The 13,244-nt window shown below is 32.7% G+C and carries 14 protein-coding genes and 1 pseudogene; all 15 read right to left on the reverse strand.

Annotated elements, in window-relative coordinates; translation table 11 throughout:
• Nucleotides 1-138: 138 nt before the first annotated feature.
• A pseudogene (locus IMX26_RS04100) lies at nucleotides 139-1,026 on the reverse strand (IS4 family transposase); the annotation flags it as partial.
• A 247-nt stretch (nucleotides 1,027-1,273) separates the two neighbouring features.
• Entirely contained in the window at nucleotides 1,274-1,444 is a 171-nt protein-coding gene (locus tag IMX26_RS04105; protein ID WP_195160419.1) for a hypothetical protein, read from the reverse strand.
• A gap of 784 nt (nucleotides 1,445-2,228) precedes the next feature.
• Nucleotides 2,229-2,369: a hypothetical protein gene (locus IMX26_RS04110; protein ID WP_195159638.1), complete on the reverse strand. Its 141-nt coding sequence runs from the start codon at nucleotides 2,367-2,369 to the stop codon at nucleotides 2,229-2,231.
• Nucleotides 2,370-2,443: 74 nt separating this feature from the next.
• The gene (locus IMX26_RS04115) at nucleotides 2,444-3,667 is read right to left on the reverse strand and encodes an IS256 family transposase (RefSeq protein ID WP_195159639.1); all 1,224 of its coding nucleotides are present in this window, start codon (nucleotides 3,665-3,667) and stop codon (nucleotides 2,444-2,446) included.
• A gap of 72 nt (nucleotides 3,668-3,739) precedes the next feature.
• Nucleotides 3,740-4,642, reverse strand: a complete 903-nt coding sequence (locus IMX26_RS04120) for an IS3 family transposase (RefSeq protein ID WP_195160420.1) — start codon at nucleotides 4,640-4,642, stop codon at nucleotides 3,740-3,742.
• Nucleotides 4,581-5,291 (reverse strand): helix-turn-helix domain-containing protein, encoded by a 711-nt coding sequence (locus tag IMX26_RS04125; RefSeq protein WP_195158753.1) that lies wholly within the window; start codon nucleotides 5,289-5,291, stop codon nucleotides 4,581-4,583. Before IMX26_RS04125 ends, IMX26_RS04120 begins: the two co-directional genes overlap by 62 nt.
• Before the next feature lie 152 nt (nucleotides 5,292-5,443).
• Nucleotides 5,444-5,680, reverse strand: a complete 237-nt coding sequence (locus IMX26_RS04130; protein WP_195160421.1) for a YlmC/YmxH family sporulation protein — start codon at nucleotides 5,678-5,680, stop codon at nucleotides 5,444-5,446.
• Complete coding sequence (locus IMX26_RS04135; RefSeq protein WP_195160422.1) at nucleotides 5,671-6,681, reverse strand: polysaccharide deacetylase family protein; 1,011 nt, start codon at nucleotides 6,679-6,681, stop codon at nucleotides 5,671-5,673. Before IMX26_RS04135 ends, IMX26_RS04130 begins: the two co-directional genes overlap by 10 nt.
• A gap of 222 nt (nucleotides 6,682-6,903) precedes the next feature.
• Nucleotides 6,904-9,006, reverse strand: a complete 2,103-nt coding sequence (locus IMX26_RS04140; protein WP_195160423.1) for a polyribonucleotide nucleotidyltransferase — start codon at nucleotides 9,004-9,006, stop codon at nucleotides 6,904-6,906.
• 75 nt (nucleotides 9,007-9,081) lie between these two features.
• Nucleotides 9,082-9,351: a 30S ribosomal protein S15 gene (gene rpsO / locus IMX26_RS04145; RefSeq protein WP_195160424.1), complete on the reverse strand. Its 270-nt coding sequence runs from the start codon at nucleotides 9,349-9,351 to the stop codon at nucleotides 9,082-9,084.
• Nucleotides 9,352-9,853: 502 nt separating this feature from the next.
• Nucleotides 9,854-10,759, reverse strand: coding sequence for a bifunctional riboflavin kinase/FAD synthetase (locus tag IMX26_RS04150; RefSeq protein WP_195160425.1), 906 nt, complete (start codon nucleotides 10,757-10,759; stop codon nucleotides 9,854-9,856).
• A gap of 24 nt (nucleotides 10,760-10,783) precedes the next feature.
• Complete coding sequence (truB, locus tag IMX26_RS04155) at nucleotides 10,784-11,638, reverse strand: tRNA pseudouridine(55) synthase TruB (RefSeq protein ID WP_195160426.1); 855 nt, start codon at nucleotides 11,636-11,638, stop codon at nucleotides 10,784-10,786.
• The gene (locus IMX26_RS04160; RefSeq protein WP_195160427.1) at nucleotides 11,638-12,618 is read right to left on the reverse strand and encodes a bifunctional oligoribonuclease/PAP phosphatase NrnA; all 981 of its coding nucleotides are present in this window, start codon (nucleotides 12,616-12,618) and stop codon (nucleotides 11,638-11,640) included. Before IMX26_RS04160 ends, truB begins: the two co-directional genes overlap by 1 nt.
• Nucleotides 12,608-12,958, reverse strand: coding sequence for a 30S ribosome-binding factor RbfA (gene rbfA / locus IMX26_RS04165; RefSeq protein WP_195160428.1), 351 nt, complete (start codon nucleotides 12,956-12,958; stop codon nucleotides 12,608-12,610). Before rbfA ends, IMX26_RS04160 begins: the two co-directional genes overlap by 11 nt.
• Nucleotides 12,959-12,973: 15 nt before the next feature.
• A complete protein-coding gene (locus IMX26_RS04170) occupies nucleotides 12,974-13,243 on the reverse strand; it encodes a DUF503 domain-containing protein (protein ID WP_195160429.1) in 270 nt (89 codons plus the stop codon).
• Nucleotide 13,244: the final 1 nt, after the last annotated feature.

A 13,244-nucleotide genomic window follows, 5' to 3' on the forward strand; every position in this document is an offset into this window, starting at 1 on the left:
ACAATGTCATTAAGTTTGTAAAAAGGTTAGGTAAAGATGCGAAAAGAATAATGAATGATAGTGTCGATTAAATAATTAAAGGTATGCTAATGAGACAGATTTAAAATCTGTCTAAAATATTTTGACCATTTACAATAATTAAGCTATCCTATAAATGAAACTTATAAAAGATTTTTTCTTAACATTACGAGAAAACTTGCGGTCTAAACGTATTGGTTGAACATATCTTTTTATAAGTGTTTCAACATCAGGTGGATTCTCATCTTTCCAAGAGAAAAAGCGCTTGCAAATGTATATAGCTTGAGTAAAATTGATTTGATAATAGTGTTTATTGCTAAGCTTCTGTTTTATTATTGTGTGGAGAGTAATGATAGCACAGAAATTATACATAGTAAGTCTAGCAAAAATTTCTTGGAAGATGGAATCCATCTTTTTAGCATGGAAAGCAGTTAATCCAATAGAATATTTTAGTTCACGAAAAGAAGTTTCAATACCCCAACGCATATGATAAAGCATTTTAATCTTAGACTTGGGAAACTCATCGGTCGGAAGATTGGTAATGAAACTATGATACACATCTTTTTCAATTTGCACTCGAACAACCCTAAAGGAAAAAGGATAGAAGTGACATTTATCTTCATCAAAGTAGCTAAAGCTAGAGGTGTGATGTATATATTTATATAGCTTTGAATTGGCTCTAACTTTTGATAATTTTCTAGTTAGTATTAAATTAAACTCAACGTCAAATTCATCAGAAGATGGTAATTTTAAGCCCTTGAGTATGCCATTACTTGTAGGACCTTTGACTCTGGCAAGGTATTTCCACCCTTTTCTATCCATATGGGCGATATTATTATAACTTTCTAAGCCACGATCAACGATGCATAAGACCCTTTTTATTTGTGAGCGGTCAATCATGCTAATTAAAGCCTTATGCTCATCATATATACCAATAGGTTGTATAATTGCATCTAAATACATCTTATTTTTAAGATCATACATAGTATTAAGATGCAACAAATTATAGCCTCTAGAAGTTACTTTTGTCTGACAATATGTTAAAGGGTTTTTGGGTTATGATGAATATGCAAATCTGAGCCATCGAAGGCCAATAAACGATATCCATCATAGGTTTTTAAGTTATTGAAAGATTGTGTAAATACATTAAAAATATGTTCCAAAGCTTTTGGTAATACCTTATTACGTTGTTGAACAAAGGCAGAAGAAGTGGGAGTATTAGTGTTAAAGGAATAGTAGTTTAATAACTCTGAATTTAAATTACTTCCCCCATAGATATTAGCAGGTTTAATACTGTTTCAAAAGAAATCTTTCTTTTACGAGTAAAATCCGATTTAGGATTTCTGACATACTGGTCTTTATTTAGTGACATTCCATTAATAATTGATGTTAGTTTGCTCTTAATAAAACAAGGGTAGTTAGACATAGGGCGCCTCCTTAAAAATATTTCATCTAAAGGGCTGCGCCACATTTTTTGAACTATTTGTCAAGGATTCTTGCAAAAAAAAAGAAGTTTTTATTAAAACCTCTCTCATAATCTATTAGTATTTTAATTTATTTCTTAACTTAATGACATTGCAGAGGCACATTCCCTACAGCAAAGCATAATAGAGGTAATTAAAATAACCAACTGACCGTGCCATTATGACGTGGCTTTCAGAATTATGTCAGCTCAAGGAATAGAAAAAATTCTAATAGCAGTAAATGATTATGGAAGTCTCCGTAAAAAAAACGTTAATAACCATCTGAACGTTAGGCATTACGTGGCTTTCAGAATTGCTTTATATCAAGGCATGAAAAAAACTGTGATAAAGGTAATCCAAGTTGTATGCCTTTGAACAGTTTTATTTTGTAAACGTAGAGATAAAGCTATTATGGAAGCATCCGTAGAAAAAAACTACCTTAACCAACTGAACGTTAGGCATTACGTGGCTTTCAGAATTGAGTTTAGATAAAGGCATAGTAAAAAACCTGCAAATCATAATACGAACTGAACTGACCCATTGAAAGTAGACAATAAATAAAATCAAATAGGTGCTTGTCTTCTAAACTCTAAAGGAGCTAAGCAGAGACTGTAAATATTTCTGTGTCTAAATAAGTTTGCTTAAAATCTGACAACAAAAACAAAGAAGAAACTAATTTAAATATAGAATTGCCAAAATCAAAGATTTTATGTATAAAAATAAATGATTTTGGCAATTTAATTTATGCTAGAATGTAATATTTTTTGAATTATTATATAAATACTTATCTATAGTTATTCTCATATGCATAACAATATCCTGTTCTGTGTACTCATAAATCTGGTCATCAACAATTGCATGAGAACCAAGGTCAAATAGTAACTTCACTTCAATATACTTAGGATAAAGATAAAATGACCTCTAAGTAACTTTTAAGATATTCTTTAGTAAGCGACATAAGCTCATCTTAAAGCAAAAGCAGCAAGCCTTTCGCCATAGAAAATCATCAGCTGATTAAGGACATTATCCCAATCCCTATATCTGGTAGTCCATTTTTCCATAATATTTTGACTAGCCAAATAAAGCATTTTTTCAAGTGATTTATTAGTTGGAAAGACTGACTTAGTTTTAGTTACTTTTCTAAACTGTCTATGAACACCCTCAATAATATTGGTAGTATACATAATTCTTCTAATTGCTAAAGGAAACTTGAAAAATGGAGATAGTATATCCCAATTTGACTCCCAACTAGTTATAGCGTATGGGTATTTCTTGCTCCACTTTTCACCTAGCTCAGTAAGAGTTTCAAAAGCAACTTCTTCATTGACTGCTCTATATACTTGTTTGAAATCTCTAGCAAACTCTTTTCTATCCTTATAATTAACAAATTTAAAGGTGTATCTTAACTGATGTATAATACATCTTTGTACTTCAGCGTTTGGATATGAGGCTTGTATGGCTTCTTTTAGACCTTTTAACCCGTCTATACTAAATATTAGCACATCTTTGACTCCTCGGTTCTTGAGTGAATTAAGTATTGTTAGCCAGAACTTTGAAGATTCATTTTCACCTATCCAGATACCTAATATGTCTTTTTTACCATCAATTGTTACTCCTAATACTACATAAGCTGCTTTACTCTTAATTTGACCATCTTCTCTCACTTTATAGTGAATTGCATCCATAAATACAAATGGATAGATGTCGTCTAAAGGTCTATTTTGCCATTCATTTATTTTAGGAATAATTTTATCTGTTATTTTACTAACCATTTCTGCTGATAATTTTATACCATATATGTCTTTTAGTTGGTCATGTATATCTCTTGTTGACATACCTCTAGCATATAGTGATATTACATTTTCTTCTATACCTGAAATATCTCGTTTATGCTTAGGTACTACCTTAGGTTCAAATTCTCCATCTCGATCCCTAGGTACTTCAATTGCTAGTTCCCCATATTTTGTTTTTACTTTTTTTGAGGTATAGCCATTACGTTTGTTCTTTGTTTGTTTATCCTTACGCTCTCTTTTTTCATATCCTAAGCTTGTCTCTAACTCTACTTCAAGCATTTCCTGTAGGGTATCTTTGAATAGGTCTCTTAAATAGTTATGCACATCTTCTGATGTTTGTAGTTTACCTTCACTAATTATCTCTCTTAGCAATTGCTGACGTGCTGTTTTCATTAAAAAAACTCCTTTTCTGGCTTCTCTTTGCTAAGTATTGCCAGATTAGAGTTTCTTTAGACACAAAATTTTTTACATACCCGCTAAGCACCTTAGCTTTTTTTGAAACCTTTTCTCATTGTAAAACTTAATATAGCTAATAATCTTAGATTTTAACTCTTCTAATGAATTAAACTTTTTACCATAGAACATCTCTGTTTTAAGTATGCCAAAGAAGCATTCCATTGGACCATTGTCAATACACTTACCAACACGTGACATACTTTGAATCATCTCAGAATCCTTAATTCTTTTCTTAAAAAGACTTGTAGTGTATTGAAAACCTCTATCGCTATGAAATATTGGTTTAGCATTAGGATATTTTTTTATCGCATTATCAAACATGCTAAACACTAGTTGGTTATTATTCCTAAAGGATAACTTATATTCAATAATGCTATTATCATATAGATCCATTATAGGACTCAAAAAGAGTTTACGACTGTCATTAGGAATACTAAACTCTGTTACATCAGTGAGCCATTTTTCATTTGGTTTTTCTGCTTTAAAATTCCTAGCTAACACATTATCCTTAGTGTAATTGGGTTCAACTATTTTGCGACTTACTTTCTTCAACCTAATTCTAGCTTTGATGCCTAGAAATTTCATTAAGCGATGAATATATCCCTTTGAATAAGACTTATGGTTAAGCCTATTTATAAACATGGTCATTCTTCTATAGCCCAGAATACCGTCAAAGGTTGAATGGTACTCTTTTATTAAAGTACATACTAATTCATCGTTCTTTTCTTTTATAGATTTTTCTCTATTCCTATGTTTGTAATATGCACTTCGTGAGATTCCTAAGACATTACAGATTATGCTTACTTTATAACCCTTTTCACTGTAATATTTTACTGTTTTGTAACTAGATTCATTTCTTACTTTTGAGAGAGTATATTTTTTTGAAACTCCTCTTTTTTTTGAGTACTTCAATCTCAAATTCTCGTCTTTTTCTAAGCTCTCTCTCCATTTTAAGCTCAAGCTTTAATCTCTCTACCTCACTTAGTTTAGATAAATCTATGTCTTCTAATTTTTTTGGACCACGCTTCTGATGTCTAAGTCCATCTGCACCATTTTTTAAATAAGACTGAGTCCAATTGTATATATTATGGTAGGCATTATTAAACTTCTTTGTAGCCTCTTTATAGTTCATTCCATTCTCAATAACCCACTTAACTATTTCTAACCGTTCATCAAAGGTTGTTTTATGAGATTTCATGGTACAGATTTCTCCTTTAGTCTTATAATTTCTTAAATCTATACCATTATAATACTTACTGATCCACTTAGAAATAGTTGTAGATGTTATATCGTATTTTGCACTTAAATCCTGCAGCCCATATTCTCCTGTTTGATATTCTTTAATTACTGATTCTTTGAATCCTTTTGTATACTGTCTATTCTTTTCTTTAGGATCGAATGCTTTTTCTCCATGAATCTTATACGTCAAACACCACTGTCTTAGCATCATATGGTTACAACCATACTCCTTGGCTACCCCTCTGTATCCCATGTTCCCTTCAATGTATTTTTTACATGCTGCTATTTTTTCTTCTTTACTATATTTATATTTTCTTGTCATTTTATAAACCTCCCATTGTAGTCTTGTAATTTTAATTAATTACGTGTCTACTTTGGGAGGATCAGTTCAAACTAGTATATGGTTTGCAGGTTTTTTATGTATAACGCATAGCTAAGCTTGATTATGGAAGCGACCGTGGAAAAAAAGATATCCTAAGTACTCTCCATTTCTATCAATATCATATCAACCCCAAATGTTTTTATTGCACTCCAAGGAACTATATACGTTGAGGGGTCGCGTAGCCCTAGGGTTGAGCCTTTGCTTATTTCTAGGGCAATTACTTTTCCTGTTTTTTGGTTAAATGATACGTCCATTTCTCCTAGGATTCCTATTCTTGAGCCATCATTTAGGTTTATTATTTCTTTGTTTTTCATTTCACTTAGTCGCATGTTTTCACCTCTTTATTGTATGGTGATAATAACTCTCTTAATGGAACAACCTCGTAGTTGTTATTTTTAAACCATTCTAAAAGCTGTGGTAAGGCATCTAACGTACACTGTTTGGGGTGCATTAGGACAATTCCCCCGTTTACTGCATTTTTAGTTATTTTTTTTACTATTTTTTCACTAGGGGGTTCACGCCAATCTACGGTATCTAAACCGTGGGTCCAAAGTACTGTTCTATAATTCAGCTCTAGGGCGGCATCTAGGATATTATCGTTTATGATACCAGAAGGCGGACTATAGTATATCATTTTTGTATCTACTGCTTTTTTTAAGGCACTTTGAGTTTTGGTAAAATCCTCTATAAATTCTTGTTTTGTCATGCTGTGATAGTTATGAGTGCTACCGTGATGGTAATAGCCGTGTGAGGCAATCTCGTGACCCTCAAGCACTATTTGCGCAACTGTTTCAGGAAACTTATCTATTATTCTTCCTGTTACGCAAAAGGTTGTAGTTACATTAAAGCTTTTTAGTACTGATAAAAAATAGCTAAGAGGATCGGGTATACCCCAATCTACGTTTATCATAAGAGTTACTTGTTTTTTTTGAGGATTTCCTTGGCGAACTATTGCTTTAGGATAATTTTTTAAGGTGATTTTTGGATTTGTATAGATTTTTACTAACTTTAGTTTTTCTCCTTTTTTTGCTTTTAAAGCGTTGTTTATGGTTTTTATTTGATCAACAGTACTACCACATATTTCGGGTACAATGGTGTTTTCTTTTTTATTGTAAACAGCATCCACAGCCTTTGTTTCGTGAGCCTTAGCCAATTCTGCAACTATTTGCTCTAACTGTGGCCTAGTGCATTTTTCAACATTTATGTTTTCAATAAAAACCTCCGCCTCTACTCTATTAAATAGTATTTTAGCTGTTTGCCACCAGCTAAATATAATAGTTGTTAGCAACAGCGTTATTATAAAGGAGAATATTAGTAGTTTTTTACTCATAGCTATCCCTCATTTTTTTGGTTTAAGTTTTCTTATACATATTTATGTTTTAGTTTTGGGATTTATTATTGTAATAGCTAAAAGTATTATTTTTTGGCTTTAAAAAAACATAAGACTGCACTCATATTTATGAGTCAGTCTGCTTGTTTATTTTATGATACTGGTGAAACTGTTCGCTATCGAGCTTTGTTGTAGCTCGAATAGCGAGACTTGTCATCAGTTTTACTCGTTGCTTTCTTTTTTTTGCTGCTCTAATAAAAGCTGTTTGCGAGATAATTTAATTTTACCACTATCATCAATGTTAATTACTTTAACTTGAATAATATCACCTAAAGATACAATATCTTCGGTTTTATTAACGCGTTTAACATCCATTTCAGAGATATGAAGTAAACCATCTTTACCAGGTAGTAGTTCAATAAATGCACCATATTTTTCAATACGATTAACTTTACCATCATAGATCTCGCCAACTTCTACATCTTTTGTGATTTGAGAAATTAACTCTAATGCGCTATGACCAGCCTCAGTTGATTCAGCAGATACGTATACTGTACCGTCTTCTTGGATATCAATTTGAACCCCTGTTTCATCAATGATTTTGTTGATTGTTTTTCCACCAGATCCTATAAGTACTTTTATTTTATCAACAGGAATATTTGTTACAAACATTCTTGGTGCGTACTTAGATAAGTCTGATTTTGGTTCACTGATTTCCTTATTCATAACACCTAATATATGAAGTCTACCTAAACGAGCACGTTCAAGAGCTTCTGCGAATTTATCTAAACTTAAACCCGTAATTTTAATGTCTAACTGAATAGCAGTAATTCCGTTTTCAGTACCTGCCACTTTAAAGTCCATATCACCATTAAAGTCTTCTAGTCCTTGAATATCTGATAAAATTACATGTTTATCATCTTCTTGAACTAATCCTAAAGCAATACCAGCTACTGGTCTTTTAATTGGTACACCAGCATCCATTAATGATAATGAGCTACCACAAACACTTGCCATAGAACTAGAGCCATTAGATTCTAATACCTCTGACACAACTCGAATAGAGTATGGAAACTCCTCTTCTGTTGGTAATACTGGAACTATTGCTTTTTCTGCTAAAGCACCATGACCAATTTCACGACGTTTAGGTCCACGCATTGGTCTTGCTTCACCTGTACTATAAGGTGGGAAGTTATAGTGATGCATATAGCGTTTTTTCTCAACTGCACCAATATCATCTAGCTTTTGACTGTCACCTACAGTACCTAAGGTTGTAACAGATAATACCTGGGTTTGTCCACGGGTAAATAGTCCACTACCATGGGTACGAGGTAACATGCTAATGCGAGTACTTAGTGGGCGAATCTCTGTTATAGTTCTACCATCTACTCGGCGACCTTCATTAATAATCATCGATCTTATTAGCTTTTTGTTTAACTTACCCAATAACTTAGAGATTGTTTTCTCCATTTCTGGAAACTCTTCTGCTAAAGCTTCTTTAATTTCTGTTTTAACAGCATCTACAGCGTTCTGTCGAGTAAGCTTGTCTACATTACGTAAAGCAGTATCCAGCTTATCTGTTGCTAATTCATTAACTCTAGCTACTAAAGCTTCATCAATAGTTGGAGCAATGAATTCTTTTTTAATAGTACCAATCTCATTAATGATTTTTTCTTGGAACTCAATAATTTCAACAATTTGCTCATGAGCAATCTTAATAGCTGTAACTATATCTTCTTCACTCACTTCTTCAGCATTTGTTTCAACCATTAAAACTGAATCTTTAGTAGCTGCTACAAATACGTGCAAATCACTTGCTTCATCTTGAGCAATAGTTGGGTTAATTATGTAGTCGCCATTTACTCTACCAATAATAACTGCACCAACAATCTCTTTAAATGGTATATCCGAAATACCTAAGGCAATTGAAGTACCAATTAGAGTTACTACCTCTGGAGTATTATCTTGATCTACAGAAAGAATAGTTCCTACTATTTGAACATCGTTTCTATAATCTTTTGGAAATAATGGTCTAATACTTCTATCAATGATCCTTGAATTAAGTATTGATTGCTCACTTGGACGACCTTCTCTTCTTAACCACCCGCCAGGAATTTTACCTATTGCATATAAACGTTCTTCTAAATCAACTGTTAAAGGGAAAAAGTCAATTCCTTCGCGTGGTTCATTAGATGAGGTAGCTGTTATTAGTACAACTGTATCATCGAATCTTACTAAAGCAGCTCCGTTTGCTTGTTTAGCTACTTCTCCAATTTCCACACATAGTCTTCTACCACTTAAATTTGTTACAAATTCTTTTCTCAATCTTATCCCTCCTAATACACATTGTACCCTTTCTTACTTTTGTATGCAAAAAGCGGGGTTTTCCCCGCTTTATTATTATCGACGTATACCTAGTCTTTTAATCAAGCTACGATAACGTTCAACATCTTTTTTACGTAAATAGTTTAATAAACGACGACGTTGACCAATCATTTTGTACATTCCTCTACGAGAATGTTTATCATTGTGATGTGCGCGCAAATGTTCTGTTAGCTCTTTTATTTGTGTTGATAAAATTGCAACTTGAACTTCTGGAGAACCAGTATCACTTTCATGTGTGCGATATTCCGCAATGATTTCATTTTTTCGTTCATTTGTTAAAGCCATTTTAAAATCCTCCTGTTTATATGATTTGCCTAAAATCCACGCTAACGTTGGAGTATAGTCGTGTAGCCTAGATTTTGGTCACGAGATTTATTGTACCATTAACTTTACCATTTGTAAACAAAACCTGCATAAAAAACATTGTAAATATATTGTGTTTTTATGTTTTGGGTTGTAGTTATTTATGAATATGTCACAGAGCAAGACGACTACTAAGGTTGTTGCAATTTGTAATCACCACAATTGAACTCGCTACTTAACGGCTATTATTTCAAAGTAGAGATATCGATACATTTTCAACAAAAATTTGATTTGGAAACATACCCAATCTCAGTGGATCAATCCCCACATGTGGAATAACAGACAGTGTTTTCATTTTTTTTGCTCCTCTTTGTTTATAAACCCCCCTGTAGGGTATAAAGTTTGCATTTGCAAATCAAGTATTCTGTCAAAATCAAGAGGGAGAACCCCTTCGCCACAGGATTTTCGATAGTTTTGGTTAAAACTACTCTCCTACAATCCTATTAATATCATGCTGTATCTGTTGTATTAACTCATTCTTGTCATCAAATTTTATTTGAGGTCTTAAGTATTCGGTTAGCTCTATTTTTAACTCTTGATCATATAAATCACCATTATGTTCCAATATAAAAACCTCTATAGATCTCTCGCGATTCTTAAAAGAGGGGTTAATCCCTATACTTATGGCTGCTAGGCTTTTTTTATTCACTAAACCTGCGTACACTCCGTTTGCTGGTATTAGTTTTTCATTAGCTACCTTTAAATTAGCTGTAGGAAAACCTAACTTTCTACCAACCTTTTTACCATGTATCACTTTACCTGTTAAGCTATAATATCTTCCTAAGGCCTCTGTTGCTAATGCTAAATCACCTCTTAGCAACATGTTTTTTATTAGGGTACTACTTATATTTTTATTGCTACTACTAAATTGAACAGCATCCACTACATGTAAAGTGTAATTGTATTTTTCCTCTAAACTAGCTAATAAGTTTACACTACCCTGTTTGCCTTTACCAAATTTAAAGTTAAAGCCTACAACTATATTTTGAAGATTACAATGTTTACTAATAGTTTTCACAAAATCAGCTGGACTCATATTAGCTACATCTTCATTAAAATTCAAGTTAAACCAATAACTCAAGTTAAGGTCTTTAAGGATGTTTTTTAGCTCACTGTTTAAGGTTAGCCTACTAAATGTTTTTTTTGAAAAGAACTCCACTGGATGCGGGTTAAAAGTTAACAATACAGTTTGTTCATTGTTAACACTTATTTGTTTTGCAGTTTTTATTAACTGTTGGTGTCCTAAATGTACACCATCGAAATTACCTATTATAAGGGTAATAGGCTCTTTTACTAATTCTAACTCTTCCCACTTTGTGATGATTTTCATTCTCTACACCACCAAAACTAAATTCTATATAAATACTCTAAAAGGATGATACTTAGTACTTAAAACTCTTTTACCTAACGCTACAAGCTCTTTTTGTTCATTTAAAAAAGCTATGTGCTGTGTATTGTTATTAGTTTTTAAGGTTATAACTTTCCCTGTTTTTATATTCTGTAAGGTTTCCTCATTACATACCTCATAAGGCCAGTCTGCTACGGCATATAATAAAGGCAGTAACTCTGTTTGCTCGTTTGTCATTATTCTACTATTATTGAGGTTAAATTTACCTACTGCTGTTCGTAATAGGTATGACATACAACCGACTGTACCTGCTTTTAAAGCTATATCTGCACATAATGTTCTAATATAAGTACCAGCAGAACAGGAAACATCAAACAGAAGTTTTTGTGTTATTCTATTATAACTAATTAATTTGCAAGAGTATATGGTAATTTTACGACTTGGTCTTTCAACTGTTTTACCCTCTCTTGCTAATTTATATAACGCCTTACCATTGATTTTAATTGCTGAGGTCATTGGTGGAATCTGTTCTGTTTCGCCCACAAATGAAGATAAGATATTTTGCCATTCATTATCTGTTAGAATAGCAATTTGCTTTTTAAGGCTTATAGGGCTAAAAAGGTCTAGGCTATCTGTTGTAAATCCTAAACTCAGTTCTGCTCTATAGGTTTTAACTTTACCCTGTATATAAGGTATTAAACGAGTTGCTTTACCTATCGCTAATACTAAAATTCCCGCAGCCCCAGGGTCTAAAGTACCTGCATGTCCTATTTTGCGGGTATTGTAAACACGCCGTGCCCAGTTAACAACATCATGTGAGCTTATTCCAGAAGGCTTTATTATTGAAAGTATGCCATCCATTACTTTGCCTCAGTTCTATTTAAATAGTTTTTTACAGCCTTAATCACTGTTTTAATTGTTTTATCCAAATTACCAGCTAGTTTACAACCCGCTGCGTTTTTGTGCCCTCCACCATTAAATATTTTTGCAACCTTGCTAATATCTATATGGGGTTGACTTCTAAAGCTAATCTTAGTAAAGTCTTTTTCAACTTCTAAAAAGAGAATGGCTATTTCTACAGCTTCAATAGAGCGAATATAGTTAACTAACTCTGGTAATTGACTAGCATCAATGTTATGTTTTTGTAACATATTATAAGGAACATACATTGTTGCTACATTATCATAAAACTCTACTGTAGATAAACAATCACTAATTAGGTTAAAGGCCTTTCTACTTTGCTTTTCTAAAACCTGCATGTTCAAAAAAGCAACATCAAGTTGATAGTCGAGCAGTTTAGCAGCTATATTGAGCACCTTAGCTGAGGTGTTACCGTACCTAAAGCCACCAGTGTCACCAATTAAAGCAACATAAATTGCCTGGGCAATATTATGATTTAGGCTTTGTTCATTTTCATAAAATAGATCAAAAAGTATTTCACCTGTGGCTGATGCTTGTTTATTAACTATATTAATGTCTCCAAACATGGTGTTGTCTGGATGATGATCAATATTCATTACAGGCATAGACCAGATGATATGATCTTCAGCAGTATATGTTCTTGCTTTATTACTACAATCCAAGGCGATTGTAGCTTCAAAATGCTTATTATTATTAGCAAAAGATAAATAGCTAGTTATATCTATGTCATTTAACAAAAATTTCAAATTAGCAGGTATTTTGGCATCGAGAACAAGTAATGCTTTTTTACCTAGGAGTTCTAAATACCTATATACTGCCACAGCAGAGCCCAATGCATCTGGATCAGGATTAGCATGTGCTGTAATTATAAACGATTTATAGGTATTTAAAAAACTTCTGAAGATGCCTTTACTTGACATCTTCTTCTACCTCTTTAAGCAATTTATTTATATGTGAGCCGTAGTTTAGTGAATCATCATGCTCAAAAATCAATTCGGGAGCCCTACGTAAATTAGCCCTTTTACTCATCTCTTTTCTTAAATAACCACGAGCAGATTTTAAAGCCTTTAATGATTCTTCTACTTTGTCATTTGACCCAAAAACACTAATAAACACTTTACACTGAGCTAAATCTTTTGTTAAGCGTACATCTGTTACTGATACAAATCCTAAACGAGGGTCTTTAACCTCATTTTGAATTAAATGGCTTAATACAAGTTTAACACGTGCTTGTTGTTGATTTATACGATATCCAGACACATTTAATCCTCCTTACTATTGTAAAATTATCTCCACAATAGATAATCGAAAATCATTGTCAAATAGATTTATTATTTTATCTACTATATTTTGATTATAACTTTCACTATTGCTGACAACTGCAAAGGTAATCTCAGATAAATTCCAAGTATCTAACTCACCAGTTTCAGCAATAGATACGTTATATTTTTTGCTTTTTTCTATTAAGCTTTGAATTATTCTACGCTTAGCTTTAAGTGAAGAACATTCTCCTAAATAAAGCTTTAAGCTAACTGCTTTTATCATT

Source organism: Clostridium sp. 'deep sea' (assembly GCF_014931565.1).
Classification (GTDB): domain Bacteria; phylum Bacillota; class UBA994; order PWPR01; family PWPR01.

Coding starts and splice junctions, on each gene's coding strand:
- IMX26_RS04170 (WP_195160429.1), bottom strand. CDS start 13,243: ATGATAAAAGCAGTTAGCTTAAAGCTTTATTTAGGAGAATGTTCTTCA.
- IMX26_RS04160 (WP_195160427.1), bottom strand. CDS start 12,618: ATGTCAAGTAAAGGCATCTTCAGAAGTTTTTTAAATACCTATAAATCG.
- rpsO (WP_195160424.1), bottom strand. CDS start 9,351: ATGGCTTTAACAAATGAACGAAAAAATGAAATCATTGCGGAATATCGC.
- IMX26_RS04125 (WP_195158753.1), bottom strand. CDS start 5,291: ATGACAAGAAAATATAAATATAGTAAAGAAGAAAAAATAGCAGCATGT.
- IMX26_RS04150 (WP_195160425.1), bottom strand. CDS start 10,759: ATGAAAATCATCACAAAGTGGGAAGAGTTAGAATTAGTAAAAGAGCCT.
- IMX26_RS04135 (WP_195160422.1), bottom strand. CDS start 6,681: ATGAGTAAAAAACTACTAATATTCTCCTTTATAATAACGCTGTTGCTA.
- IMX26_RS04115 (WP_195159639.1), bottom strand. CDS start 3,667: ATGAAAACAGCACGTCAGCAATTGCTAAGAGAGATAATTAGTGAAGGT.
- IMX26_RS04130 (WP_195160421.1), bottom strand. CDS start 5,680: ATGCGACTAAGTGAAATGAAAAACAAAGAAATAATAAACCTAAATGAT.
- IMX26_RS04105 (WP_195160419.1), bottom strand. CDS start 1,444: ATGTCTAACTACCCTTGTTTTATTAAGAGCAAACTAACATCAATTATT.
- truB (WP_195160426.1), bottom strand. CDS start 11,638: ATGGATGGCATACTTTCAATAATAAAGCCTTCTGGAATAAGCTCACAT.